At 58.6% G+C, this 26,454-nt stretch carries 20 protein-coding genes; 12 read left to right on the top strand and 8 right to left on the bottom strand.

Annotated elements, in window-relative coordinates; all coding sequences use genetic code 11:
• Positions 1-66: 66 nt before the first annotated feature.
• Complete coding sequence (locus tag RDU83_13250) at positions 67-699, bottom strand: methyltransferase type 11 (GenBank protein ID MDQ7841969.1); 633 nt, start codon at positions 697-699, stop codon at positions 67-69.
• Between the two features lie 159 nt (positions 700-858).
• On the opposite strand from RDU83_13250, the gene murJ (RDU83_13245) reads away from it, so the two are divergent.
• From murJ (RDU83_13245) to RDU83_13230, 4 genes are all read left to right on the top strand, one after another.
• A complete protein-coding gene (gene murJ, locus RDU83_13245) occupies positions 859-2,508 on the top strand; it encodes a murein biosynthesis integral membrane protein MurJ (protein MDQ7841968.1) in 1,650 nt (549 codons plus the stop codon).
• A gap of 233 nt (positions 2,509-2,741) precedes the next feature.
• Entirely contained in the window at positions 2,742-4,046 is a 1,305-nt protein-coding gene (locus tag RDU83_13240) for an O-antigen ligase family protein (GenBank protein MDQ7841967.1), read from the top strand.
• Between the two features lie 5 nt (positions 4,047-4,051).
• Positions 4,052-4,873, top strand: a complete 822-nt coding sequence (locus tag RDU83_13235) for a glycosyltransferase family 2 protein (GenBank protein ID MDQ7841966.1) — start codon at positions 4,052-4,054, stop codon at positions 4,871-4,873.
• Positions 4,874-4,975: 102 nt separating this feature from the next.
• Complete coding sequence (locus RDU83_13230) at positions 4,976-6,085, top strand: glycosyltransferase (protein MDQ7841965.1); 1,110 nt, start codon at positions 4,976-4,978, stop codon at positions 6,083-6,085.
• Positions 6,086-6,814: 729 nt separating this feature from the next.
• Here the strand turns inward: RDU83_13230 and neuC are convergent.
• Together neuC and RDU83_13220 are read right to left on the bottom strand one after the other, a co-directional pair.
• Positions 6,815-7,984 (bottom strand): UDP-N-acetylglucosamine 2-epimerase, encoded by a 1,170-nt coding sequence (neuC, locus tag RDU83_13225; GenBank protein MDQ7841964.1) that lies wholly within the window; start codon positions 7,982-7,984, stop codon positions 6,815-6,817.
• On the bottom strand, positions 7,977-9,011 hold the full coding sequence (locus RDU83_13220) for an N-acetylneuraminate synthase family protein (GenBank protein MDQ7841963.1): 1,035 nt from the start codon (positions 9,009-9,011) through the stop codon (positions 7,977-7,979). Before RDU83_13220 ends, neuC begins: the two co-directional genes overlap by 8 nt.
• 2,270 nt (positions 9,012-11,281) lie before the next feature.
• Between RDU83_13220 and RDU83_13215 the strand changes: the two genes are divergently transcribed.
• The 5 genes from RDU83_13215 (at position 11,282) to RDU83_13195 (ending at position 17,296) form a co-directional block, all read left to right on the top strand.
• Positions 11,282-12,235, top strand: a complete 954-nt coding sequence (locus RDU83_13215; protein ID MDQ7841962.1) for a hypothetical protein — start codon at positions 11,282-11,284, stop codon at positions 12,233-12,235.
• A 120-nt stretch (positions 12,236-12,355) separates the two neighbouring features.
• Positions 12,356-13,453 (top strand): GDP-mannose 4,6-dehydratase, encoded by a 1,098-nt coding sequence (gene gmd / locus RDU83_13210; GenBank protein ID MDQ7841961.1) that lies wholly within the window; start codon positions 12,356-12,358, stop codon positions 13,451-13,453.
• A 215-nt stretch (positions 13,454-13,668) separates the two neighbouring features.
• Positions 13,669-14,685: a GDP-L-fucose synthase gene (locus RDU83_13205; GenBank protein MDQ7841960.1), complete on the top strand. Its 1,017-nt coding sequence runs from the start codon at positions 13,669-13,671 to the stop codon at positions 14,683-14,685.
• A 4-nt stretch (positions 14,686-14,689) separates the two neighbouring features.
• A complete protein-coding gene (locus RDU83_13200; GenBank protein ID MDQ7841959.1) occupies positions 14,690-15,865 on the top strand; it encodes a DegT/DnrJ/EryC1/StrS family aminotransferase in 1,176 nt (391 codons plus the stop codon).
• 210 nt (positions 15,866-16,075) lie between these two features.
• Positions 16,076-17,296 carry a glycosyltransferase family 4 protein gene (locus tag RDU83_13195; protein MDQ7841958.1) on the top strand — a complete coding sequence of 407 codons (1,221 nt, stop codon included), beginning with the start codon at positions 16,076-16,078 and terminating at the stop codon, positions 17,294-17,296.
• Between the two features lie 189 nt (positions 17,297-17,485).
• On the opposite strand, the gene RDU83_13190 is transcribed toward RDU83_13195, so the two are convergent.
• Positions 17,486-17,827 (bottom strand): cupin, encoded by a 342-nt coding sequence (locus RDU83_13190; protein MDQ7841957.1) that lies wholly within the window; start codon positions 17,825-17,827, stop codon positions 17,486-17,488.
• Positions 17,828-17,840: 13 nt separating this feature from the next.
• Positions 17,841-18,890 (bottom strand): mannose-1-phosphate guanylyltransferase, encoded by a 1,050-nt coding sequence (locus tag RDU83_13185; protein ID MDQ7841956.1) that lies wholly within the window; start codon positions 18,888-18,890, stop codon positions 17,841-17,843.
• 324 nt (positions 18,891-19,214) lie between these two features.
• Between RDU83_13185 and RDU83_13180 the strand changes: the two genes are divergently transcribed.
• From RDU83_13180 to RDU83_13170, 3 genes are all read left to right on the top strand, one after another.
• Entirely contained in the window at positions 19,215-20,468 is a 1,254-nt protein-coding gene (locus RDU83_13180) for a sugar transferase (GenBank protein ID MDQ7841955.1), read from the top strand.
• 96 nt (positions 20,469-20,564) lie between these two features.
• The gene (locus RDU83_13175) at positions 20,565-21,398 is read left to right on the top strand and encodes a UTP--glucose-1-phosphate uridylyltransferase (protein MDQ7841954.1); all 834 of its coding nucleotides are present in this window, start codon (positions 20,565-20,567) and stop codon (positions 21,396-21,398) included.
• 1 nt (position 21,399) lies between these two features.
• The gene (locus RDU83_13170) at positions 21,400-22,344 is read left to right on the top strand and encodes an NAD-dependent epimerase/dehydratase family protein (protein ID MDQ7841953.1); all 945 of its coding nucleotides are present in this window, start codon (positions 21,400-21,402) and stop codon (positions 22,342-22,344) included.
• A 148-nt stretch (positions 22,345-22,492) separates the two neighbouring features.
• Here RDU83_13170 and murJ (RDU83_13165) read toward each other — a convergent pair whose 3' ends face one another.
• The 3 genes from murJ (RDU83_13165) to RDU83_13155 all read right to left on the bottom strand — a co-directional run bounded on the left by murJ (RDU83_13165) (position 22,493) and on the right by RDU83_13155 (position 26,222).
• Positions 22,493-24,043, bottom strand: a complete 1,551-nt coding sequence (murJ, locus tag RDU83_13165) for a murein biosynthesis integral membrane protein MurJ (GenBank protein MDQ7841952.1) — start codon at positions 24,041-24,043, stop codon at positions 22,493-22,495.
• A gap of 200 nt (positions 24,044-24,243) precedes the next feature.
• Complete coding sequence (locus RDU83_13160; protein ID MDQ7841951.1) at positions 24,244-25,419, bottom strand: O-antigen ligase family protein; 1,176 nt, start codon at positions 25,417-25,419, stop codon at positions 24,244-24,246.
• The gene (locus RDU83_13155; GenBank protein MDQ7841950.1) at positions 25,419-26,222 is read right to left on the bottom strand and encodes a glycosyltransferase family 2 protein; all 804 of its coding nucleotides are present in this window, start codon (positions 26,220-26,222) and stop codon (positions 25,419-25,421) included. Before RDU83_13155 ends, RDU83_13160 begins: the two co-directional genes overlap by 1 nt.
• Positions 26,223-26,454 lie beyond the last annotated feature (232 nt).

Genomic DNA, 26,454 nt, shown 5'->3' with positions numbered 1-26,454 from the left:
CCGGGCTGGGGTTCGCGGGGATGGGGGGATTTCCCTGCTGGGCCCGGTGGCCTGGCAGCGTGGGCCTCAGGGCAGAGGTCTCATCCGGAAGAAGAGGTGGAAAGGGTTCTCTGCTGCTATGAACTGCTTTTCGATGACGAAGTGGCGGGTGAGCGTCCGCGTCACCTGTCTTCTGGAGCAGCCTCTGGTGCCGACTGCCCAGTAGTGCTGACCGTTGAACCGGTAGGATTCCCAGAACCGCGGGACGTGCAACTGCATGCTCCGTTTGCCCAGCTTAGGGATCCTGATGGTGGCGGCAACCACGTGGCCTCGGTACGGAAGGCTCAGGATGAGGTGCTCCCGGGTGAAGTGTCTGAGTTGCTCGACCGTTGCGGGGAAGCAATCGTACGGGATATGCTCGAGCACCTGGCAGCACAGGACCACGCCGAAGCTACGGTCGGCAGTGCGATCAAGCTCGCTGACGCTCCCCAAGTAGTCGGGTTGCAGAGCGGGATCGATGTCAAGAGTCCTCACCGTGCAGCCGAGCTGGGACAGTGCGGCACCGACCAAGCCGTCACCGATGCCGACAAGCAACACGTCTCTCGGCTTGACAAGCATGACCTCACGGATCTGATCCCAGTAGGACCGCCAACGCTCGGCGTCAACGTAGTCGCAGAAGGAATAGTGCTCTTTGCTGGCCACTCCTGGCCGGATGCCCATTGCGGTGTTCTACCTGGAGGGTGGAGGTTCCTGTGCCTGAGGGGATGGGGGAGTTTCCCTGCTGGGAGGCTTGATGGGGGGAAGAGGAAACCATGGAGCGCTTGTCAAAGCAGGTGCCCGTGTTGGGACCTATGTCGGATGACTGAGGGAGACTTGCAGGTGTATGAGCGGCCGGAGGTGCGCCGGCTTGGCGGTCGGCTAGCCTTGGCTCAGGCCACGGGCGTGGTGGCAAGCCTGACCGTGGTAAGCAAGATCTTCGGGTTCGTGCGGGAAGCGGCGATGGCGAAGGGGTTTGGGGCTACCGCGGCAACGGACGCCTATCTGGTAGCCTTTACCATTCCGACGGTGCTGTTTGCGGCGGGGGCGGCTCTGGGGCTGGCGTTCATACCGGTATATGCGGAGGTGTACGAGAGGGAGGGACCGGGGCCGGCCAATCAGACCGCCGGCACGGTGCTGAATGTGACCGTACTGCTTGGGTGTCTAGTGGTGGCGGTCGGCTATCTCTCTATTGGCCCACTCGTGCGGCTGTCGGCGCCGGGGTTTGGTGGCGAGGTCTACCTTCTCACGGTGAGACTCACTCGCTACATGCTGCCGGTGACAGTCTTTCAGGCCCTGAGTGTGCTGCTTGCGGGGATGCTTCAGACCCAAGGCAACTTCGCGATTCCAGCAGCAGTCACTGTCTTGTTCAATCTGGTGGTCATCTCTAGCATAGTGGCGTTGGGCCCCGCATTTGGGATCGAGGCGGTAGCTTTGGGGACAACGATTGCAGTTGTCCTGCAGGCCTTGGTGCAGTTAACGGTTTTGAGGATACGTGGTTTCCAGTGGCCGCTGAGGGTGGCGTGGGGAGACCCGCGACTGCGGCGGTGGGTGGCTATCGCGATCCCGGTTATTGCGAGCTCAGCTGCAGGGCAGGTGAGTGTGCTCATCGAGCGGATGCTGGCTTCACGCTTGACCGAGGGGAGCATCTCGGCTCTTAACTACGCACAGAGGTTGGTGGCCCTACCCCAAGGCGTAATTGGGACCGCTATAGCCATTGTGCTCCTTCCCGCGCTATCTCGGTACGCAGCAGCCGAAGAGAGCCAGGAGTTCAGGGCTGCTCTCGCCGGAGGCTTACAGGCGATGTTCTTCGTACTGGTCCCCGTTACCGTGCTTACAATGGTCCTTCGTGAGCCCATTGTAAGACTAGCCTTCGGGCGGGGAGCTTTTGATCAGGTAGCCGTGGAGGCTACATCGTGCGCCCTGCTGTTCTTGGCTCTGGGTATTGTGGGCTTCTCAATGGCGGACGTGCTCACGAGAGCCTTCTATGCGCGCCAGGATATGAGGACAGTGATGGTAGTTGTGCTGTCCACCACGGCAATAGGCGTCGCCCTTAGGATCGCCCTAGTCAGACCGCTCGGGCACTTAGGTCTTGCGGTTGCACTGGTTCTCACAGCCTGGTTGGGCGCTTGCGCGATGTTCTTATTGTTAGCGACCAGACTGGGAAGGCCATTCGCACGCCGTGTGTTGAAGAGCCTGGGGAGGGTCGCGGCAGCAGCTGCACCAATGGCCCTTCTCACACTGCTGACCGCCAGGATGTTTACAGTCGCCTTTGCGGGGGGGAGGATGGTCTTTCAGGTCTCAGGACTTGCCTGTATAACGCTCCTGGGCATGGCCCTGTACTGGCGCATGGCAGTTTTGCTCAGAGTGCCGGAAGGATACCTGGTGGAAGCCCTTATGGGTAGGATGAGTTGCCGTGCGTTTTCGACTGTCGTCAGTGTCTCGGAGGCGGTGGGTCGGTTCTGGAGAGGCCGAAGTGACGATCGGCCCTGAGACGCGTGGGCGGATCCCAGTCTCTGGTCAGCGATGTGCGATGAGGGCTAGTAGCCTAGTCGGTGAAGCTGCTTAATACCGTCCCGAGTTAGAAGTTGGAATGCACCACCTGTAAAGAACGGTGCAATAGCGTGAACTGAGGGGACAAGATCATGGAACTGCGGCAAGAGGGCGACATTGGGCCACACAACTACAGCGCACGGTCGACGGTCCGTCGCTTGAGGCGAGGACCCATGCGACCTTCAGACAACAGCGCACTGGGAGCTTTCCTTCTACTGACCATGCTGTTTCTCGGTATTGAAGCTCTTGGATTTGGCACCGCCATGATGCGGCTTCAGCTCACGACACCGATAGGTGACTACCGCGTAGTCCACGTGGTACTTCTCATAGTGCTGATCGTCTCCTTTCTTGACGCGCGGCGCGTCTCATCTGAGAGACAGAACCCCCTGTTCATGCCCATGCTGGCTCTCTACTTGCTGATCGGAGTTCGTGTATTCGTGGATTACGTAGTCGTGCTGCTTTTTCAGACTTACCCCCTTAGTGAACTGCTTGGTAATGCTCTAGGCCTCTTCCCCTACCTGTACTTGCTGCCGATGGTCTTCTTGATGAGGCGCCGACAGAGTGCTGCTTACTTTGTAAGAGGCATCCTCCTATTGGGCTTTGTGGTGGGAGCCTTGGTCATGTACCAATACATGATGGGTGCTGCATTTGTGGCGTCAAAGTGGGTTGTATATGAAACAGGTAGGATTCGGATGATTCAGCCTGGAATACATCTTACTGCGTGGTCTGGGTATACCATGCTAGCAATGTCCCTCGGCTCAAGAAGGGGTACTCTATTTCTCGGGCTCAGCGCTAGTGTGTTATTGGCTATGTTCATGCTACAACTACATCGTAGTGCTCTGGTCGCCTTGGCAGTGGGGACACTGCTCGTATTCCTCAGCAAGATGTCTCGCCGTCGCGATGCTATCATGAGAATGCTGGTAACCGCACTGGTGCTGAGTTCAGTCGCCGCAGGTCTGGTCTTCGGGGTGAAGCCCCTGCAGACGGCTCTGTCTCTGGAGATCGCATCCATTGCGGATGAAGTGGCTTATTGGACGGGCAGCCTAGCCTTTAGGTTTCTGTTGGTGCAGAACGCCTGGGACCATGTCGTTGATAGGAATGTGCTTCTAGGTAGAGGGTTTCACTGGATCCCCTTCCAGGACTTCGAGGTGTTCCGATTGACAGGCGTGACCCTTGGGCCTACAAGCGATAGTGCTGTAGCCAACATACTTCTCGTCTTCGGGGTTCCGGGACTTGTCATCTACGCCGTTGTGTTCTCTGCTGTCTTTCTTTCCGGAGTGCGGCTGCTGAGGCGTGGCCTCAGCGTGCGGTGGGATGCAGTTGTAACAGGCATTCTCGCCTTCAACGCGACAGCTGTGATTCTCCTATGGTTCAGTGACCCTATTATGGGAAGCCCCGACACATGGATTCTCGTCGCGTCGTGGGGTCTGCTATGGGTTGCCCTGAACCTTAGGCGAAAAGGTGAGATCGGAGGGTAGCTTGCATGTCGGAACTGCCAAGTATCTCCATCATAATGCCTGCGTTGAACCAATCCAGGTTCATTGAAGAGGCAATCCGTAGCGTTATCAACCAGATGTACCCGAAGCTAGAGTTTTTGATAATAGACGGGGGCTCAGTAGATGGAACGCTCGATATCATACGAAAGTACGCAGACCGTGTTCACTACACTTCTGAGCCTGACTTCGGTCTGAATCATGCGGTGAACAAGGGCTTGCTGGAGGCGACAGGCGATTTCATAGGCTGGCTCAATGCGGACGACACCTATGAACTAGGTGCCTTGCACACTGTTGGCCGGTATCTTCGCGAGCGTCCTGAGGTTGACGTGCTGTATGGTGAAGGAGGGAAGATCGATGAGAACGGCCGACTCATCGGGTTTCACGCCGAACCCTATGATAGAGCAAGACTCTTCTACCACCGCGACTTCATACCGACTCAGAGCTGCTTCTTTAGGCGGGTGTGCCTTGCGCGTGTGGGATTGTTAGACACGGCCCTCCGATGGAACGGCGACTGGGACCTCTGGAGGAGATTCGCTAAGCACTACAAGATCCATCACATCGACGCTCACCTGGGCAATTGGAGGGTCTACCAGGGTACGTTGTCCTATGGGCCCAATGTTGATCACCTCGCCAAGAGCCTGGAGACAATTGGTTCGGCCAGAGCGCACAGTGGTCGGTTGATCACGCCAATCGAGCTAAGGATATGGCCTTGGATTCTAATTGACCTGTTCAGCCTACGTCCGTTTCTTAGAAAGGTGCGCGCTTGGTTGCTGAGAGCTAGGGCTTCAGGTAAGCCCGGATGCGGCTAACATGGGTACCGCTCTGCCAAGACTAGCTTGTTGGCCACGCATCCTCCCCGAGTCGTCCCGGGCCGGCTGCTACTGAAGCTGCAACCAGGGGGAGTGTGTGCAATGACTGAGAAGCTACAGACAGCGCCCAGTAGCCGGGCGCTGACGATAGTGTCCTTTCGTGAAGTAGCATCTTCCCCAAGCCACAGCGTTATTGAGCAATGTGAGGATGCTCTCAATTCAGCCGCTGGTAATTCAAGGATCGTGACTATCCGAAAAGTGGAGTCGCTTCTGGCTCGGGTGTTGAGGCACCCGAGGCTCAAGAAGACCGTGATCGCTGGTCGGGTGGCAGACACCGTGTACAGAACTTTGCAGTCACTGCTATCTCGGTCAACTGAGAGCGATGTTCTCTACTTCTGCCTCAACACCTCGGATCTCGACTTGGTGGGCTCGCACAGGAGTCACGGTGGGCTGATTATGGTCTATGTGATCGACGCTTGGGAATCACGGATAGATCGGGTGGCGCAGATGATCCCAAGCATCGACGTGCTCCTTGTCGCTTTTGGTCATTCGCTCTACCACCTGGAAAGAGCCGTGCCAAGATCATCATTGGCGAAGATCTATCTGTTCCCTGTCTTCATCTCAGACCCCATTCGCCCTACCCCTGAAAGGCAGTATGACATCATCCAGGTGGGTCGAAGGGATGCAACTTTGCACACCTGGTGCCTCAAGTACGCCAAAGATAGTCTGAGGAGTTATCTGTACGAGAGAAGAAACCACCAAGGCATATACTACTTCGACAGGCTTCCGTGGGAGTCCAAGCGGTGGCAGCTTTCCTACGATACCCTACTCGCTGTGTTGCGCCAGACTCGGATCGCGCTGGTCTCACCTCCAGACAGAACCAACCCTCTACGCACAGGGTCAGTAAGCCCGTTGACCCACAGATATCTCGAGGCGGCATCTTGTGGAGCGGTGCCCGTGGGATTCACGCCAACAGGTCCCGAGTACTCGGATCGTTTCCCAGACGACTTCACGCTGGTTCCCAGAACCTATGAGGAATTTGCAGGGATCTGTGATAAGCTGATCCTGGACAGGGAGTACAGAAACGGAATTGCTGCACGCAATTATGAGTACGTAACAAGGGAGCATACTGCCCAGCAAAGGCTCCAGCAGCTGCGGTCAATCGTCGATGCGGCTACAGCACGGCCCCAAGTGCCCGGAGAGTGCCACTAAGCTGCCAGCCGAGAAGTTAATCTTGGCTGTTCAATCAAGTGCTTTGTCTTGGCTGAGGGAACCGACTTCTCTGGGCAAGAATCAGTTCTGCCAGGAGAAAGTCATATTCGGTGTCAATGTCAATGCTGTCTTCTTGCGACATCATAAAGGGTACACAGGGCTTCAGAAACAAGGTCTTCTGTCGAAGGAACTCGAGGGAATCAAAGAGGTAGATGGAACCATTGTGCCTTACCACTCTGGGCAGTACTTGGCGTGGTTGAGTCAGTACATCTTTGCCAAAGAGAGGGGTGATTTCACCCTGATCGTAGGTGAAGGTCCTATAGGGGTGATGCTCAACATCGGTTACGCCGATCGCAGAGCGGGCTGCAGTTGCCAGGAATCTCTCGATACACTCAGTCAGATGACCCGAGGTGCGGAGTGGTGAGGTGGGCTGAAGCAAGACGGCGTACTGAGGCACCCCCCCCTCCACCCTATCAATTACACCTAGGCAATGGACCAAGACCTCTTCTGTCCGAACGAGATCCCCAGACAGGTGGGGAGGTCGCTCAATCACGTCTGCACCCCAAGCTTCACTTATCGAGCTGATTTCAGGATCCTCTGTGCTCACGATACACCGCTGAACATGAGGGCACTCTCGAGCAGCCCTGATCGTGTGGGCAATCAGCGGTTCCCTTCCTAGAAGTCGAGCGTTCTTTCTATGAACGCCTTTTGAACCCCCTCGAGCGGGTATTATGGCGTAGATAATACGCCACCTCCTACGTCCTGTTTCATGTCCAAGTCATAGAATTTTTTCTGTCGAGGAGTTCGCCAAATGGCCTCCTGCTCAATAACACTCCTGAAACGGATCGCGCTGTCACCTGAGCCGAAATGATAGCAGGGAGAGAGTCTCGGCTTGTGGTCTATTCCCCGGATAGTTCTTGCTATCTCCTCTTTCGAGAACCCAACATTCAAGATGGAAGCGTGTGGAAATCTATCGTCTTGTCGACTACCCAAGTTAATCGTGTAGCGACCATAGACAGGCGCTTCGTGGATACCAGAACTCGAGTTTCCTATGATGAAACTGGCATGCTTGAGTAGTGTCAGGTAGTACTCAAACCGTATAGACGGGAAGAGTCTAAATCGGGGATTCCCGATAAGTCTGTCGTAAGCAGCAATAATCCGATCTGCGCCAGGGTCATTGTTCGGATACACTACGATGTAGTTCTTGTGGCTTTCCAGTAAGGCCTCGACCATCACATCCGCTTGTGTTGCTATCTGATCACGTTCAGTTGTTACTGGATGAAACACCACAATCCCATAGTCCATAAAGGTGATCCCGTAGCGGGACTTCGCCTCATTGAGCCCGGGGAGCTTGTCCGACAACATGATATCAATATCGGGTGATCCAATCACGTACACACACGAGGGGCCTTCGCCCAGTTGAACCAGCCGCGCAGCTGCTTCGCTATTGGATACGAAATGGATGTGGGCAAGTTTGGACACGGCATGGCGGATTATCCCGTCCACCGTGCCCGAGAGCTCTCCTCCCTCAATGTGGCCCACTAGAGTGTTGTTCAAGGTTCCTACAATAGCTGCTGCGAGAGTTTCGATCCTGTCTCCGTGGACCACTATCATGTCTGGTGCATGCTCATGAACGTACCGTCCCAACCCCTGCACCGTATTCGCTAGAACCAAGTCCATGGCCTCACCATCAGTCTGGTTGATGAAGGCATGAACGTTTCTGAAACCCTCCTTGTACACCTCTTGTATGGTGTTCCCGTATCGCGACAGAGTGTGCATGCCCGTCACGAACAGCGCGTACTCCACAATGGTTGACTCGTCCACTGATCTAATCAAGGGCTTGAGCTTTCCGAAATCGGCGCGCGTTCCTGACACAAAGAGCACTCTACGCCTATTCAAGAGTGTCCCCCCACCTAATCTGTTCGTTTTTGTCTATTCTTCTCACCGCCCGTCGCCCCAGGACATCACTATAATGTTCTGCTTTGATTTCGCCTGTGCCGGGCCTCTTCACCCAGATATTGGCTCTAGTCAGGAAGTCCCCAGGAGCAATGTCCGCTATCGCTACAACGCAGGCATAAGCGAACTCAATGGTCGCGGCTTCAGCATCAAGAACGCCTTTCCTACCGCCATTGCATCGGAAGATGACCCTGCTTCCATCAATGAGCTGGGCCAGCTCATCAGGAAGAATCGACATAGGTATATCTGGGCCTGGCCAGTCTTTAGTTGAGGTGAAATGCTTCTCAACTACATGCGCGCCCAACGCAATGGCTGCCAGTGAAGGATAAATACCCATCGAATGGTCAGAGAAGCCAATCACTGCGTCAGGGAATCCGCTACCCAATTCCGCCAGAGCGCCCAAGCGCACCTCTTCGTAGGGTGTTGGATAAACGCTGGTACAGTGCATAAGGGAATATGGCACTTTGTGCTGTCGGAGTATGGCAACGGCTTTCTCAATGCTGGGGATGTCATTCATGCCCGTGCTCAGGATTATTGGTCTTCCAAGGCCAGCGATGACATCTACAAGAGGATAGTTATTACACTCCCCAGATCCGATCTTGAAGGCGCCAACATTCAGAGAGTGGAGGCGGAGGGCCGCCGCACGAGAAAAAGGAGTACTGAGGAAGATCATGCCTTTGGACTCTGTGTAGTTCTTGAGCATCCGTTCATCTGCTTCGCTAAGCGCACATCTCTTCATGATCTCCCAGATAGTCTCATTCGCGTTGGCTGGGGTGACCGTATTGGGGATCATCTCGTCCTCAACAATGTGCGTCTGAAACTTGACACATTCGCAACCCACAGCCGCGGCATCATCGATCATCCTAATTGCTCTCTTGACGTCACCCTCATGGTTGATGCCTATCTCAGCGATGACTAGCGGAGGAAAGCCGTCTCCTATGGAGCGACCACAGATATCAATCCTCTTCATTCCGTCTTACCCCCCAATGCATACGCGACCTAGGCGACCAGTCCAGCCATGAAGCTAGTTGCCATAGCACTACCGGTGGGGTTCGAAAAGGACGCCTCCTTCTTCTGTGCCGGCAAGCCGGTCACTCCGGTCTAGACCTGCGCCACACTGTAGCACTCAAATGCCCCTACTGATCAAGGCACTCCGTGCAACGACAAGCTCGCTCGGGTCCGCGCTATGAGCTAACTAGGAAGCACTTTGGTGCCTTCACGGTCAAGCACCGAGCTGCCCTAGAGAGCCTGTCCTAAGAACAGGATACCACTGCGTGGGCGAGTTGCCCAGATCTCGATGGACTAACCCTGTTCACGAAGAGACAGGGATGCGACAACAGGGAGGGATCAGGGGGGGTCGAAGGAGAATGAAGCAAATTCACGGCGTCCGGGGCGCCCTCAGTTCTTGGCGTCTGCTCTGAGAGTGAACCAGGCCGACAGTGGAGGTCGCGATGGCCGCAACAGATACAGTAACTGTGCTGGGATTTGCTCACCTGCCACTCGAAGCGGGCGGAAAGCAGACCAGTGGGTTGGGCTATGCAGCGTATGCCGTTGCCAAGGAGCTGAATCGAACGCCTCGGAAGCTCGAGTACTTGTTGTGCTGCACCGATGTCAGCAGCCCGCCCACATCGGTTCTTGAGTTACAGTCGGGGATTCAGGCAGTGGGGTGGTCCATTCAGGGGCTGCTTTTTTTCGGCGCTCGGAACCCCGCGCTTGCTCTACGGCTTGCTCTCCGAGCAGTAGAGTACTGCCTTCGATACCGGTATGAGAGGAATCCCATCCGGGTATTTGCACATCTCCTCCTCTACGCGGCCACGATACAACACCACGGTCCTAGCATTCTGCACATTCATGGTGCTGATCGCACTGTGCTGCTTTCGCGAGTTCCGGGGGCCAGGCAGAGGTCCTGGGTAACAACTATGCATGGGGTTATTGGATTCGATAAGAATCTGCCTCGGGCGTGCCATGCCATTGAGCGAGATGCTCTCCAGGTGGGACAGCACTTCGTGTTTGTCACTACGGGGACAAGGGACCAGTTGGTTTCCGGATACGATTGGACCCCAAAACACGTGGCTCGAGTAATACCCAACGGTCTGGACACTGATGTCTTCGTCTTGATGGATCGGATGGAGTGCCGAACTGAGCTGAGGTTACCCATTGACAAGACCATCTTCTTGACAGCCGGGTCGTTGTCACCCCATAAGGGTCAAGAGCTAATCCTACGCAGCCTGGCAGGACTTCCCGCGGATGTTCAGAGCACAATCTGCTGCGTATTTGTAGGCAAGGGAACTACTCGTCTCTTGGTAAGCCAGAAACCACAGCCTCTTGAGGTGCACGTCCAAGAACATGTGCCTGTGGAACGACTAGTCCGCTATTATAATGCAGCTGACTACCATTTATCTGCGAGTTCTTCAGAGGGTTTTGGTATGGTCATGACCGAGAGTCTCGCCTGCGGGACGCCGATAGTTCTTCCCAAGAGGTGCGACATCATCGGGGAGGGCTTTGTCTTGGATGGGAGGAACGCGATCGTATATCCCGATGTCTCTGCGCCTGCCATTAGGCAAGCCGTGATCAGGGCGCTGAATACGTGCTTTGATAGGGCCGTCACCCGGCAGGCAGTCGAAGGATTGTCTTGGACTCGTGTCGCTTCTCTCTATGAGGGATTGTTCCTATCTTTGTCCCGTCGGTCGAGCACATACAGGCCTCTATGGCCTGCGGACAGCTCTTCTCCGGCCGGCCAGGAGAACACTCCTTTGAAGGAGCGTGGGCTTGGGTTAACGGAAGGGGATGTCAGGTCTGGACCGCCGGAACGCGCCTGGAACCTGTGACGTTCTTTTCATTGCGCCTTGGTCAGAAGCGCTATTGGTGAACAGCGCCCTACCAGTATACAGGGCAATACGGAGCAGGGCACCACACATCATCATGAAGGCAATGCATGCCGAGCAATTCACCACCGGAAGATCCTCAAACGCAGGTTGTCGATCAACTGAAGGACTCGACTCCTACGATATTGCTCAGTTCAGCCACCCACACAGTCTTCGGGCTGTAATCGGGGGGTTTCGCCCTCAAGTTGTGGTTACATTGGACCAATCTTTCCTCTTCGGAAGGGCTGTCATCCGGGTCTGCCGGGCACTGGGAATCCGCACAGTCTTCCTTCAGCATGGACTGATCTCGTTTGCAGGTCAGAAAGCGTCTGCCCAGATGAGACTCAGAGCACAGGCCAAAAGACTAAGGAGGTATGTGCTGCATTTCGGCCCAATGTACTTCAGAGCAGTAGTAGTCGAGGACCCTATCTTCTTCTTGCGACCTTCCTTCTTGACCTTCGTTCTAGGAAGCTTCTGCAGGAACTACGGCTTCGCACCACCTCAGCCTATGGACGAAGTTCGTGCAGATCTCGCGCTGGTCCACGGGGAGTTTCATTCTCAGAAACTACAGGTTCTAAACGGTTATAGCCCGTCTCAGGTTCTTGTTGTCGGTGCTGTCGATTCCGACGAGATGCTAGTTGCTCTCAGTAGCCCGTCTCACAAGTTGCGCCGGCAGTCATGGCTTCTCGCAAGGGGCCTGGATCCATCAAGACCCACCTTGACCTACATTGCTCAACCGCTGGTGGAGGACGGATTCGTGAGCAGAAGGCGGTTTCAGGCGTTCCTGAGAGACTTGGCACAGGAGGCTAGTTCTCATGGTTTTAACCTGCTGGCCAAGGCTCATCCACGGAGTTCTGGGCGAGCGTTCGACTCTCTGGCTCATCACTCATGCTTCTTTGCGGGGACAGACAGTTTGGCGGATAGCATCCTCTATAGCGACGTCGTTCTTGGCCACACATCAACGGCGTTGGGCTTGGCAGTGGCCGTACGCAAACCTCTCTTGGTATGGCCGTACGTTACGCATGGCGAGTTCGAGGCGGAAGTGACTCAGCAGCTCCTCGAGGTCGCTAGGCCTGTCAGGTCACGCGATGAGCTAGCATGTGCGCTTCGAGAACTGGTCTCCCCAGACTGGGAAGCGGACCATAAGCTCTACGAGAACTGGCTACGCAAGTATTACTATTTCGATCCAACACGGGGTGCGGGAGAGAGAATAGCAGAGATCCTGATAGCAGTGTGTGCGGATGGCATCGAGATGACACTATATGGATCGCAGGAGCCTACGGACGTGGGGAAGTCTGCCTCAATGGGGACAGAACTGCAACCGACCTGACTGTACGGCGCTGTCAGCAAGCTTCGGACTTGGCGCTGATGCGGCAAGAGGAGTCCGTCGAAATCGCGCCCTGCCGTGTGCTGAGAATCCAAGGGCACCGCTGGGCAGAGGAGGTCAAGGATGCAAAGGGCTTTGGTTACAGGTATCACTGGGCAGGATGGGTCTTACCTCGCCGAGTTCCTGTTGGCCCAGGGCTACGAGGTACACGGGCTAATTCGGCCGACCAGCACGTTCAACACCAGCCGCATAGATCACATCCACCAGGATCCTCACGAAGCTGGCGCAAGGTTGTTCCTGCACTTTGGGGATTTGGCCAACGGAGAGCAGGTCTTGCACCTTGTCTACAGCATAAAGCCGGACGAGATATACCACCTCGGTGCTCAGAGCCATGTCAGGGTCAGCTTCGACCTGCCGGAGTACACAGGCGATGTTACCGCTATAGGTACGACGCGGCTCCTCGAGGCCGTCCGCCGCAGCGGTGTCAAAACTCGCTTCTACCAGGCGAGCTCCTCGGAGATGTTCGGTTCTACTCAGCCTCCGCAGAACGAAAGCTCCTCCTTCCACCCCCGTAGCCCCTACGCTTGCGCCAAGGTCTATGCTTTCTGGATGACAGTCAACTACCGCGAGGGCTATGGTCTTCGTGCGTGCAACGGAATTCTCTTTAACCACGAATCCCCCAGGAGGGGCGAAACATTTGTGACCCGCAAGATCACGCGGGCACTAGCGAGGATAGTGGCCGGCAGACAAACGAAGCTGTATCTTGGCAACCTAAAGGCAAAGCGTGACTGGGGTTATGCGCCCGAGTACGTGGAAGCGATGTGGCTCATGCTGCAACAGGAGCGCTTAGAGGATTACGTGTTGGGTACCAGTGAGGCCCATTCTGTGCAGGAGTTCGTGGAACACGCCTTCGCCTATGCCGATCTGGATTGGCAACAACATGTGGTAATCGACCCCAGGTATTTCCGCCCTACCGAAGTAGAACACCTTCTTGCTGATGCCACCAAGGCCCGAGAACGACTCGGGTGGCAACCGAGGGTGACATTCAGAGAGCTGGTCCAGATCATGGTGGATGCCGATATGGAGGCGATTGGCCTGAAGTCACGAGGTGAGGGCAAGAGAATTCTTGAACAGAAGTTCACTGGCTGGCACCAATGGGACGCAGGCGTGAGTAGAGTGCTGAACAGCGCCCTGGAGGGGACAAGTAGGTACCACTTGTAGTAAGATGAGGGGGAGTCCGCTTGACTCAGGCTCATTCGACACCTTGTGGCACAGCGTCCTGCGCTGCGCCACGTCTGGTGTCGGTGAGGGTTCTTCGTGAGTTGATATATGGGTTCTGGCTCTGTTGTCATCGCAGGCAAGCGGCAGCCTTGGAGCAGGTATGGGGTCGCGCATCACAACCGGAATGCCAGGCGGGCTTCTGCGTCGAGGGACCCATGGAACCGGTTCGGTCGACTCCGCAGACAAATCCCAAGGTGCGGCAGCTTAAGGGGCGTGAGCATATGCGGTTGGACACGGATAGGCTGCGCGTGTTGTTGACCGGGGGACATGGAATGGTAGGTCAGGCGGTGCGACGCGCGGCATCTCGGTCCGGCCTGGGGTGGAACATCATCGCGCCTCAGAGAAGACAAGTCGATCTGCGTGATCGCGATGCGGTTTGGCATCTCTTTCAGGAGAGCAGATTCGATTTGGTGATCCATTGCGCGGCACGGGTAGGTGGTATTGCCGCAAACATTGAGGACCCTGCTGGTTTCTTGCTAGACAACCTTCGGCTGAGTCTGAACGTACTTGAGATGGCACGTGACGTTGGCGTCCCAAGAGTTATTAACGTGGGCAGTTCTTGTATGTACCCTAAGGACTACCCCGATCTTCTGCGAGAAGAAGACCTGTTGGCTGCACCTTTAGAGCCAACCAACGAGGGGTACGCATTGAGCAAGCTTGTTGGAGCGAAGCTTTGTGAGTATATTTCCCGGGAGGGCGACTACTGCTATCGTACGATCATCCCATGTAATCTATTTGGTCCGGGTGACGAGTTCTCACCTGATCGAAGTCACCTGATTGCCGCCGCCATATGCAAGATACAACGAGCCTTGGAGACCGGTTGTGACAGCGTGGAGATCTGGGGAGACGGTGAAGCTCGGCGCGAGTTCTTGTTTGTCGATGATCTTGCTGGTTTCCTCATAAGCATTGCGTCTCGCATGGACGAGCTTCCACCGTACCTCAATCTTGGATACGGTAAGGACTATACGGTGAACGAGTATTACCGGATGGTCGCAAGGCAAATGGGCTTTGAGGGCAGTTTCACCTATGACCGCAGCAAGCCGATCGGCATGCACCGCAAGCTACTTGCATCAACACGGGCCGCCCAGTTGTTCAACTGGTCCCCCCGTACCTCAGTCGAGGAAGGAATCCGCCAGACTGTTCATCACTTTAGGAGTGAAGGGAGCGTGTAGCTTTATGATGCTTCCGCTTGCAACAGAGACGTGGGATGAAGCTGAGTTCAGTGCTATGCAGCGCGTGATTGTGTCAAGGCAATACACGATGGGCCGCGAGGTCAGAGCATTCGAGGAAGAACTCTCGGCGCTGCTCGGAGTGCAGTACGCCGTCATGGTGAACTCCGGGTCGTCAGCGAACCTGCTCGCTGTGGCTGGTCTGGTGTACCATCCTGATGCGCTGCTCCGCCGTGGCGACACGGTCATCGTTCCTGGCGTTTCCTGGAGCACTACTTACTTCCCGTTGAGCCAGTACGGTATGAGGCTGCGATTCGTTGACGTCCATCCTGAGACCCTGAATATCGATCCGGATCTTCTTGAGGAGGCGATAACACCCGACGTCCGAGGAATCTTCGCCGTGAACCTCTTGGGCAATCCGTGCGCCTACGGCCGCCTGTTGGAAATATGCGATCGGTACGGCTTGGTCCTTCTGGAGGACAACTGCGAGTCCCTAGGAGCCCGTCTGAATGGTCGCTACACTGGCACGTTTGGGCTGTGTGGGACATTGAGCACATTCTTCTCCCACCACATATCAACGATGGAGGGAGGTGTCCTACTCACAGATGACAAGCGTCTTTACCATACGCTGCTGTCGTTACGCGCTCACGGCTGGACCCGCGAACAGCCGCCCGATAGCCACCTGGCAGTGGATATCGACACCTTCATGGCGAAGTTCCGGTTTGTGCTACCCGGGTATAACGTGCGCCCGCTTGAGATTTCGGGCGCAATCGGTCGGGAACAGCTCAAGAAGCTGCCACGCCTGGTTGAAGCGCGGCGCCGCAATGCCGCTGTTTTCACCACACTTCTGGGTGAACGAAGGGACGTACGTATTCAGAGAGAAGAAGGGAGCAGTTCTTGGTTCGGTCTGGCCATAATCCTGCGAGGCTCATTGGCAGGTCGTCGTAACGAGGTCGTGGAGCGACTTGATTCGGCAGGCATTGAGTCTCGCCCTATTGTAGCCGGTGATTTTACCTGTAACCCAGTTATCCGACACCTCGACCATGAAATCCCGCATCCCCTTGTTGTGTCTCAGGAGATCGACCGAGATGGTCTATTCGTGGGGAATCACCATTACCCCATCGACAGCGCACTCACCCATCTCTGTGGCATCCTGGACGAGCTGTCAGCGGGATCCTCCTAAGGTCTTCGGTAGAAGACTTCCTCGCTTCTCTGCGGACGCGATCGCGAGTTAGCTGCCGGTGATCCTCTAACAGAGATGAGCTGCGGAACTGAAGCCGGGCGGGCCTGGGCCGGGAGGAGGCAGCAGCGAAGCCGCTTTCCTAGCCGCTCGAAGAGCAGGGATGTACCCAGGGAAAGTCAAACCTGACTGCCGAATTCCGAGAGATGGCAGGTGAGTAGGACGGCGAGTAACATAATTCTGCTATCTCAGTTCTTCTACCCGGAGAGTGCTGCCACCTCACAGCTCTTGACGGACCTAGCGATGGATCTCCGAGAACGGGGATTCAGCGTTCTCGTGTATGCGGGGCAACCAACGTACCACGGTAGCCAGCGACTGGTCGGGAGCGAGGAACACCGTGGCGTCCAGATCCGGCGACTCTTCTCCACGCAGTTCCGCAAGAGCTTTCTGTTGGGACGCACGTTGAACTGGATCACCTTCTCGGCGTCTGTGGCAATGCGCCTGATATTTGGACGAGATCATGGCAGCGTCGTAGCGACCACTAATCCACCGTTTCTGCCGTGGGTTGCCTGGCTTGGTAATGTGACTAGGCGTCGGCGATACGCTATTATAGTGCATGATCTGTACCCGGATGTGGCAGTCAAGCTTGCCTACATCCGCGAGGGGAATCCTCTCACTCGCGTGTGGAGACTCCTCAACGGGATGGCTTTCCGACGAGCTGGAGCAGTCATCGTGCTGGGAAGCAGTGTCAGAGAAGAGGTGTTCAAGCAGGCCGGGAAGCGATGTCTGCCAGTCCACATCATCCACAACTGGGCGGATGGCACGCACATATTCCCGCGTGCGAAGCGCGACAACTGGTTTGCGCGGGATCACGGGCTTGAAGGAAGGATCGTCGTCCTGTATTCAGGCAATCTTGGACTGGCCCACGATCTTGAGACACTGATCGAAGCGGCGGATCGGCTGCGAGTGTTTCCTAAGTTGGTCCTTGTCTTCATAGGTGAGGGCGGGAAGAAGGCAGAACTGATGGCGTTGGCTCAACAACGCGGGCTGACAAACGTTCTCTTTCTGCCGCACGTGCCATACGTGGTGTTATCCTACTCCCTTGCGGTCGGAGACATCGGAGTGGTAACCCTGCAGAAGGGACTGGAAGGTCTGTCGGAGCCCAGCAAGCTGTATGGGTACCTCGCAGCGGGACTGGCTATCCTGGGTTTGGTGGGTGAACGGTCTGAGGTTGCCCAGATCATCCAGCGTCACGGGTGTGGCTACCGAGTTGACCAGGGCGACGTTACAGGCACGGTCAGTGCACTGATACGGTGGATGGAGCGTCCTGCCGAGATGCAGGAGATGAAGGAAAGAGCTCGACGGTGCTTCGAAGAGAACTATGAGAAGAAGCGAGTCCTGGACAAGTACGCCCGCGTTCTTTGGCGTCTGTGAGTTGGCCATCCTCGGGTGGCGGCTCAATGCCTCCGACGGATGCTATAGGAACGTGCTCAGGGGGTTCATGCGTCTTCACCTCACTGAAACCGGTGAGGTGCAAGGTTGTCTGCGGTCGTGCGGTTGAGAAACACTGAGCTGAGCCTGTACCTGCAACAAGACTCCTTACTTCGTTACCCCGGCGGCCAATCACGTCGAAGCATCCTGCATCCGGTCGTAATCGTCGTTGAGCCGGACCACGTCTGTGACCTCCGGGGTTGAGACCTCGTGAAGAACTAAGTCGGTGACCGCAGTGACCCGATGTAGAGTTCCAGGCAGAATGGTCGCTGCCCACCCAGGGCCCACATCCACAAACTGGCTGCCTATCTGTACCGCCCCCTGACCCGACACACAGTACATACTCTCCAGTTTGATCTGGTGATACTGCAGGCTGAGCCTGTGGCCAGCCTTAACCTCGATGATCTTGCCGACATAGCGGGCAGTGACCGCCCACCAGATCTCCCGCCCCCAGGGCTTGTCAACAACCTTCATGACCTGACACCCCTCAGAGATACCGATCAAGCTTCCGTTGCCTGAGCTCCGCAACCAGCTGGCGCACGTCCTGCACCCTGTCCTTGGCGCAGACCAGTATCGCACCACCGCTCTCCACGATAACCAGGTCGCTGATACCTACGGTGGCAACAAGCGCACTCTCAGCCTTGACCACGAGACCGCTCGAGTCAAGCCCCACAAAACTACCGGATATGACGTTCCCCGCACCATCCTCCGCCAACACTCTCTCAAGCGATCCCCAGCTCCCCACGTCATCCCAGCCAAAGCGGGCGGGGATGACAAAGACCGACGGTGCGTGTTCCATGATCCCGTAGTCCACGGAGATACTCGGTAGCACCTGGTACTCCTCCCGGATCACCGCGCCGGCCTTCTGGGTTCCAAGTGCCCCTCGGATTCTCCTCAGACTTGCCGAGAGCTCCGGCAAGAAGGAATCGACAAGCCGCAGGAACGTGGACACCCTCCAGATGAACATCCCACTGTTCCACAGGAACCGACCCGTGGCCAAGTACTCCTGCGCTTTCTCCAAGTCGGGCTTCTCGGTGAAGCGCACGACGGGGTAAGCGGAAGAACCAGATAGAGGTCTGTCATCGCGTTCGATGTAGCCGTAACCGGTCTCCGGTCGGGTGGGGGGTATGCCCACGGTACCGATGTGGTCTGACCGTCTGGCGATGGCCACGGCCTCGGCGAGGGTACTCGCAAACCCCTCCTCGTCGACAACGTGGTGGTCGGCGGGAAGCGCGACCATGATGCCTTCCGGGTCCCTTCGCTCAAGGTACAGGGCAACCAGACCGAGCGCCGCAGCCGTGTTGCGGCCAGCCGGTTCCAGGATAACGTTGGCACTCGGGATCTCCCCGATATGCCCACTGATCTGCGTGGCGAGCGGCTCGGTAGTGGCGATGTAGGTGTCCAACGGGCTTGCGAGGCGACAGGTACGGCGACATGTTTCGGACAGCATACTCCCGCGCCCCGTAAGGTCCAGCAACTGCTTCGGACGATCGCTCCTGCTATAGGGCCAGAATCGTTCCCCCCGCCCACCGGCCATGATCACGGCGAACACCCTGGAGATCCCTCCTGTGGCTACGAGGACGTCTAGGTCACCAGCTTCGTCGGCTGTGCCGGATGTCCTGCCCCCAGGGCACGGTGACCCATAATCTGTCAGTTCTATGAAGGGATTGACTTTGCCGACGGAGAATTAGGTGTGTTGCCTGTCACTTTGGAGCCGCCGACCCCGAATCCAGTTGACATTGGAGGCAGGGTTGTTACTCGCTGACAGAGAAGGTGGGTGGCATACCAGGCCAAGTTGAAATAGTTGGCTGGTCCTAAAGATTCATCAGCAGTCCAAGTTGGCAAGGGGCTTGAGGGCAGGATGAACTCGAGGGCGCTAAGATTCTCGTGGATTCTGGGCGATGTCTTCTTCGTTAACCTGGCCTACGTGACGGCCTTCCTGATCCGGTTCGGTGGCGCCATACCTGCCCGCAATTTCGAGTCGTTCCTGCTCATGGCACCTCTTGTGACCGTTGTAACGTTGCTGGCTCTCGGCTTGATGGACCTGTATACTCCCGCCAACGGAGACCGGACCGAGGTGTTGATCGGGGTCCTACTGGCATTGGCCCTCTCGAACATCCTGTCGGCCGGCCTGACCTACTATGTTGGAGCAGTAGCCTTTCCCCGAGGAGTGTTGGCCATCGGCTTCCCCCTCCAGGTCATGCTCATGGGGGGCATGAGAGCCGTTACCAAGAGCAGGCTCACCGGCGCTCCCAGTGCCGTTTGGCTGTCACGATCACGGGTACCGGGAACGGGTAGATCGGCTGAGACCCAGGCAGAGGCGTTTGGGCTTCAATCCCGTGACGACATTGCCGCTGCACTGGACCAGTCGGCTGACTCTGACCTGTACCTGTACCCCACGGCCCTCGACCTGATGATCAGTTCTATGCAGCTGAGCTGCATTCACGATTCGCCGGTTCTCCACCTGCCAGCCAGTGGCCTTGCGGCGTTTGACCGGTCGCTCAAGCGATGCTCCGACCTGGTACTGGCAGGGCTTGGCCTGGTCTTGACTGCTCCCCTGCTCCCATTCATCGCCCTGGGGATAAAGCTCTCCGGACCTGGTCCAGTAGTGTACTCACAAGTCAGACTCGGTCGAGGCATGGTTCGCTTCCGCCTGTACAAGTTCAGGACGATGGTCATGGACGCTGAAGAGGAAACCGGCCCGACGCTCGCAGAGGAGAACGACGCGCGGGTGACGCCTTTCGGTTCCGTGCTCAGGAGACTCCGCATCGATGAGATCCCGCAGCTGGTGAATGTTCTGAAGGGCGACATGAGCGTGGTGGGACCCAGACCTGAGAGGCCGTACTTCGTGGAGCAACTGCAGCGCGAGATCCCCGGGTACGGGTTCCGGTTCCTTGTGAAACCTGGTCTGACCGGCCTTGCGCAGGTGATGGGCAACTATGATACCGCGCCTGAGGACAAGCTGCTCTTCGACATCTACTACATCCTCAACCACAGTCACCTTCAGGACCTCAAGATCGTGCTTCAGACCGCCAAGGCCTTGCTGCTGCTGAGGAAGACCAGAGGTGTTCTCCGCCGCCGAGAGGAGCGGGCATCGAGCTCTCTCGGGATCTGACCCCCGGGGGTGTCTTCTGACAGGAATGCGGGGCCTGGTCGGAGAACTGTTATTGGCGTTTCCGCTGGACATGGGGGACGGGGATCGGGGGTCAATATGCCGGGGATCAAGGTCCAACAGGCGGTCATCCCGGCCGCCGGCCAGGGTACCCGCATGCTGCCAGCGACCACGGCCATACCAAAGGAGATGCTACCCCTCGTCGACAAGCCGATGATTGAGTACGCCGTGGACGAGGCTGTCGCTTCCGGCATCACCGAGATCATCGTCGTTATCGGTTCAGGTAAGCTGCAGATCCAGGAACACCTCTCCCGCCGGTACGAAGGTGTGCGATTCGCGTTCCCGATTCAGGAAAGACCTCGCGGCCTCGGCCACGCCGTGGGGTGCGCAGCGGGTCACTTGGCGGACGAGCCCTTTGCCGTTCTACTGCCAGACGAGATCTTCGTCGATGACCGGCCCTGCCTTCAGCAGTTGCTGGACGTTTTCGACCGCTCCCATGGTGGAGTACTCAGCGTGCAGCCGGTGCCCTGGACCGCGGTCAACCGCTATGGGATAGTGGGCGGTCAAGAGGTGACTCCAGGCCTGCTGAGGCTGTCCGAACTGGTGGAAAAGCCGGAACCCGGAGCCGCGCCCTCCGACCTGGCCATTGTTGGCCGCTACGTGGTGCACCCGGACATTCTCACAGTGCTCGACCAGACCCCCCCAGGCGCAAAGGGAGAGATCCAACTCACCGACGCCCTCCGCGTTCTGATGGCGACGCGTCCCCTGTTCGCCCAGGTGTTCACGGGTACGCGCTACGACGTGGGGAACAAGCGGGACTACCTCCGGGCCAACGTGGAGCTTGGTCTCCAGCGGGAAGAGTATCGCGATGACCTTGTCAGAGCCGTTCGAGCCGGAACCCGGCGGTCCCGCGCCCGCCGGGCAGGGTCCTGACATGGCCTCCTCTCTGGCCCAGCGACGGGTCCTCGTCACCGGTGGCGCCGGTTTCATCGGCAGCCACGTAGTGGATGCCCTCCTCGCCAGGGGCTGCCTGGTCACCGTGGTTGACGACTTGTCCACCGGTCGGGCCGAGAACCTCCCACCCGGAGTTGATCTCCACCGCCTCGACATCGCCTCCGCCGACTTCCTTTCCCTCGTCCGCGACCGCCACCCGGAACTGGTAGTTCACCTGGCGGCTCAGGCCTCGGTTTCCCGATCGGTCGCGGATCCCATTGCCGACGCGACCACAAACGCCCTGGGAACCATCAACCTGCTGAGGGCCTGCGTCCAGGCACGGGTGCGCAAGGTTGTGTTCACAGCCTCCGGTGGCACCGCCTACGGCGAGACCAAGGAACCCGCCACCGAGGATCTCCCGCTGCTCCCCATCTCCCCCTACGGCATTACCAAGCTGGCGGGGGAGTTGTACCTCAGGCACTTCCAGGCCGAACATGGTCTCAGCTACGTGTCTCTGAGACTGGCCAACATCTACGGCCCCCGGCAAGACCCGGCCGGCGAAGCCGGGGTGGTGGCCATCTTCTCCCACCGCATGCTCACCGGCCAACAGCCGGTTATCTTTGGCGACGGCCGGTGCGTCCGTGACTACGTGTATGTGGCGGACGTGGTGGAGGCTGTGATGGTCTCGGTTGGCCACGCCGGTCATGGCAGCTACAACATAGGCACCGGCCGGGGCACAACCGTCAACGAACTCTACTCGGCCCTGGCCCGGCTCTGCAACTTCGACCGGCCGGCGACCTACGGGCCACCCCGACCCGGGGACTTGAGGTACAGCGTGCTCGACCCATCGCGGTCCGAACGTGAACTTGGGTGGTCCAGCCGCTTTAGCCTGGAGGAAGGGTTGGCCCAGACGGTAGCAGCATTCCGCGCAGATCGCGGAGAGTAGTACACTCCTCGACCCGGCCCGTTTGGCCGCAGCCCAACTTCAGGCCTGCAGCGGCATGTCACCCTCACCACCGTGAGCTCGCGGTCGGCGGGGAAACGCGGGTTTCCTCCACACCTGCCTGGGTCCGCAGCATCCGGAAGGCGGTCAGTCACCGCCTGACCCCCAGCCGCTCCCGGAGGCCAGCCCGGGCCATCGCCAGCGCGTCCCGGGCCTCAGGCACACCCAGTCGTACCAGGCCGGCCAGGTAGACAGTGCTGCCTGCGCCGATGGCAGCCGCCGTACCGGCAAGCCCGCCTCCGGTCAGGCCCACCACCGCCAGGGTCACCACGGCCATGCCCGCGACGGCCATGGCGGGCCGCACCCATTCCCGAAGCGATAAGGGTGTCAGCAATCCCCTGGTCCTGAGAAGGACATAGAGAGCCAAGAAGTGCACCCAACTGCCGAGCGAGGTGGCGATGGCCAGACCGGCATGCCCCATGGGGCCCACCAGTGAAAACGCGGCAGCGACATGTGCTACCAGGGCCAGCGCCGCCACGCCGAGAGGGCTGATCATATCCTGCACGGCATACGAACCACGGACCAGGATCCCGGCAGCTCCGGCGGCCACCATCCCTGGAGCGTAGAAGACTAGGGCCGATGCCGTCAGCTGAGTCGCCCGGACGTCGAATGCTCCCCGCTGCAACAGCATGCGGACCACCGGTTGCCCCAGGATAACCAGGCCGACGGCGGCAGGTACGAGGACAAGGAGGGACACCCGCAAGGCCTGCGCCAGGGTGCGCCGAAAACGGTCGTCCTCGTTGCGGGAGGCGTAGCGCGCCAGCGAGGGAAACACAACCGTGGCCACCGCCGTGGCCACCAGCATCTGCGGCAGGCCGGCCACCTTTGTGGCATAGGCCAGCGCGCTTATGCTCCCCACGGCCAGCCAAGAAGCCAGGTACCGCTCCACTAGAACCGACGCCTGGCCAAGGAGCAGTGCGGCCGCCAGAGGCCAGAGCAATCGGCCCACCTTCCTCAAGCCAGGGTCGGCGAACCCCACCCGCCAGCTGTAAGCGGCCTTGACAGCGAGCAGGGAAGGAAGGCAGAAGACAGACTGAAGACCAGCGCCGACAACACAGCCCACGCCGACGGCCACGATCCCGTAGCGGGAAGCGAACAAGAGAATGGCGGCAACCATGGCCAGATTCAGGAGAACCGGGGCTCCGGCGGCAACGGCGAACCGGCCGTGCGCGTTGAGAGCCGCGGCGACCACGGCGTAGAGCGAAAACCCGACCATGGCCGGCAGCATGACCCGGGCCAGCGAGGCGGCTAGGGCCAGAGTAGGTGGATCCAAGCCGGGTGCCATGGCTGCGACCAACCGCGGCGCCCAGACGAACCCGGCCAGGGCGGCCAGCGCCGCCGTCACCGTTAGCAAGCTGAGCACCCCGGAGAACGTCTTCCAGGCCCGTCGACGCCCGTCGGTGGCAAGTTGGGACGAGAACACCGGTACGAATGCCAGCACCACGATGCCTGCTGCGGGCAACCACAGGTGGAAGGGGATCACGGTGGCAACCATGTAGGCGTCGGTGGCGGGACCGGCGCCGAAGTATGCTGCCAGAGCAAGATCCCGGCCGAGGGCGATCACCTTGACCAGGGCCGATAGCACAAACACGGCCAAGGTGGCCTCCACCATTCGTTGGGCCGATCCTTGCCTTGCCGTCATGTACCGCACCGGTGGGCCTCATGACCGGAGCCGGGCGGGAAGAGTTGCCCCTCCAAGTTCAGCACGACTGCCCCCACATGGTTGGTCTCGCCAGGAGCGAGGACTGTACCAGGCAAGCACTTCTTGTTCTGCACCCTCGCGACAACTCCTGCCCGCGGCGTCGGGCGCGGCCGGCCAAGCGGGGGGCTGGGCCAGGCAGGTCAGCTTGGAGGGCTCGAGCCACCGGGCGCCGCCCGGGGTGAGCTGGCGAGCGTGTGACTGGCGCCAATGAGAGCCATCACGAGCCACCAATGCCGCTGGTATAGGGCTTCGATGCCCATGGACACGGCGAGCATCGCCAGATGGGCGGCGGCCATGGCTAGAACAAGCTCGCGTTCAGCCCCGGGCGCCCTCTTGGCGGCCCGGAGGGCGGCGACAACAAACCATCCCAGGAAGCCACAGAAGACAGCCAACCCGATCAGCCCGAACTCGGTTAAACTCCAGAGTAAGGTGTTGTGGACGATCTTGCCAACCCGGGAGGTGGCGTGGAAGACCCCCAGGCCCGCCCCAAACATCGGGTTCAGGGCGATCTGAGCCGCAGCCTCTTCCACGATCTCCACTCTATCGAGGATCAACGGCAGGCGGGCCATGACCAGTTGCAGGTATCCGGGCGTACAGGCTAACGCCAGGGCGGCCGGAGACGCGATCAACCCGGCGATGAGGAGAAGCCTTGGGTCGATGATGGCCCCGACCGCCACGGCCACCAACGCCCCGGCCCATGCGGATCGGGAGATGGTCAGGAGAAGACCCGCACCGAGAGTGACCATGCAGAGGACCCCGGGCACTCCCCGGACCAACCGCCGAGAGGAGAGCCAGGTCAGAAGCTGAATGCTGAGCGCTACGACCAGAAGGCTTCCATGCGCGTTGGGATCAACGAGGAACCCGGCCAGACGGCGATTCCCCAAGCCGCCGGCAAGGCTCGCCAGAAACCCCGTCATGGCCACGAGATTCGCAAACACAGTGCCGAGTACGAACAACAGCAGGAGACGGCGGACCGTTGCCCAGTCGACCGCCACGTCGACCACCACGGCATACAGTGCCAGTAGGACGAGTAGCCCCGCACCTTTCTGCCAGAGGGCGTAGGGTATCACCTCACCGGTACGCATCAGAGCGACAACCAATCCCATGCCGAAGACCAGCGGCAGTCCCCGATGCCAGGGTGACCACGCCGAGGGGGGAAATCGGAGGTGCCGGAAGCCCAGCGCCAAACAGCAGGCGAGGACCAGATCGGCCGGAGCCAGACGGAAGGGCAGAGCGGTCCGGAACTGGAACGGTAGGAGCACAACCACGAGTCCAACCAACCAGAGCCTGTGGCGCTCCCACCAGTCCCTCCCCATCATCGCCGCACGAGCGACAGCGCCAGTCTCCGCACGTACTTGGCCGCGGAGTACGGCACCAGGATCGCCAGGAGCCGCCAGGAGATGTGCCGCTGGCGGGCCAGGCGGACGTACGCGTCAATCTCTCCCATCTCGAACCTCAGCAAGTGGGCGCTCAAGCCCGCATCTCCGAAGGGGCTCTTGAAGGAGTAGGCCAGGTCGCAGTCCAGCCGAGCGCCCGGGTGGCCTTCCAGCAAGATCTGAAGCCACAGCAGATAGTCTTCCGCATACCGCTTGCCAGGGCAGAACCTTAGGGAGATGTCCCTTCGCACCATGACCGTTCGAGTCGACAACTGGTTAGACCGCAGCATGGCGGCCGGCGTCAGGGTGATGACAGGGCTGGGACTGGAGACTGCCGGGCCCGCCTGGGGCCAATCAGTCACCTTACGGGATCCATGCCCGGTGATCACGAACTCCGGGTGGTCCTTCATCCAGGTGGCCTGAACCTCCAGCTTCTGAGGGTGCCAGGCGTCGTCCGCATCCAGGAAGGCCAGGAACCTCTGGGTTGCCGCGTCCCACCCGGCGTTGCGAGCGCTTGCCGGTCCCTGGTTGTGCTCCAACCTGATGGTCTTCAACCAGGGGTATCTGGCCACCAGCAGCTCCAGGAGATCGGGAGTGCGGTCATCACTGGCATCATCCACCGCAATGACTTCAGCCGGAGGCCACGTCTGGGCCGCCACCGACTCGATGGCCCGCTCGATCGTACGGGCGCTGCGATAGCATGGTATGACAACGCTCACCGGGGCCTGGTCCAGCTTTCGCACCTCCGTCCAGCGCCGCCTCCAGCGTCAGGTTTTCCCCTCATCCGGGGATTTTCCTGCCCGTGCATTGTGCACAAGCCGGGGGGATTTCGCCTGAACATGCCGAATGATAGAGGTTGGGTGACGGGAAGGAGAAACCGATGCGGCCGCTACAGGATGACCGGGACTCGTTAGACTTGGCGGCAGTTCTTAAACTGCTGTACCAAGGGAAATGGCTCATCCTCCTCTCGGTGGC

This window comes from bacterium (assembly GCA_031082185.1).
Lineage (GTDB): Bacteria > Sysuimicrobiota > Sysuimicrobiia > Sysuimicrobiales > Humicultoraceae > VGFA01.
The sequence above is the reverse complement of the archived record's forward strand: the minus strand, read 5'-3'. Positions and strand labels throughout refer to the sequence as shown.

What these genes read in the sequence shown, in the direction of transcription:
- RDU83_13250 (MDQ7841969.1), bottom strand. Translation starts at nt 699, where the DNA reads ATGGGCATCCGGCCAGGAGTGGCCAGCAAAGAGCACTATTCCTTCTGC.
- RDU83_13240 (MDQ7841967.1), top strand. Translation starts at nt 2,742, where the DNA reads ATGCGACCTTCAGACAACAGCGCACTGGGAGCTTTCCTTCTACTGACC.
- RDU83_13235 (MDQ7841966.1), top strand. Translation starts at nt 4,052, where the DNA reads ATGTCGGAACTGCCAAGTATCTCCATCATAATGCCTGCGTTGAACCAA.
- RDU83_13230 (MDQ7841965.1), top strand. Translation starts at nt 4,976, where the DNA reads ATGACTGAGAAGCTACAGACAGCGCCCAGTAGCCGGGCGCTGACGATA.
- RDU83_13220 (MDQ7841963.1), bottom strand. Translation starts at nt 9,011, where the DNA reads ATGAAGAGGATTGATATCTGTGGTCGCTCCATAGGAGACGGCTTTCCT.
- gmd (MDQ7841961.1), top strand. Translation starts at nt 12,356, where the DNA reads ATGCAAAGGGCTTTGGTTACAGGTATCACTGGGCAGGATGGGTCTTAC.
- RDU83_13205 (MDQ7841960.1), top strand. Translation starts at nt 13,669, where the DNA reads ATGGAACCGGTTCGGTCGACTCCGCAGACAAATCCCAAGGTGCGGCAG.
- RDU83_13200 (MDQ7841959.1), top strand. Translation starts at nt 14,690, where the DNA reads ATGATGCTTCCGCTTGCAACAGAGACGTGGGATGAAGCTGAGTTCAGT.
- RDU83_13190 (MDQ7841957.1), bottom strand. Translation starts at nt 17,827, where the DNA reads ATGAAGGTTGTTGACAAGCCCTGGGGGCGGGAGATCTGGTGGGCGGTC.
- RDU83_13185 (MDQ7841956.1), bottom strand. Translation starts at nt 18,890, where the DNA reads ATGGCCGGTGGGCGGGGGGAACGATTCTGGCCCTATAGCAGGAGCGAT.
- RDU83_13180 (MDQ7841955.1), top strand. Translation starts at nt 19,215, where the DNA reads ATGAACTCGAGGGCGCTAAGATTCTCGTGGATTCTGGGCGATGTCTTC.
- RDU83_13175 (MDQ7841954.1), top strand. Translation starts at nt 20,565, where the DNA reads ATGCCGGGGATCAAGGTCCAACAGGCGGTCATCCCGGCCGCCGGCCAG.
- RDU83_13170 (MDQ7841953.1), top strand. Translation starts at nt 21,400, where the DNA reads ATGGCCTCCTCTCTGGCCCAGCGACGGGTCCTCGTCACCGGTGGCGCC.
- murJ (MDQ7841952.1), bottom strand. Translation starts at nt 24,043, where the DNA reads ATGACGGCAAGGCAAGGATCGGCCCAACGAATGGTGGAGGCCACCTTG.
- RDU83_13160 (MDQ7841951.1), bottom strand. Translation starts at nt 25,419, where the DNA reads ATGGGGAGGGACTGGTGGGAGCGCCACAGGCTCTGGTTGGTTGGACTC.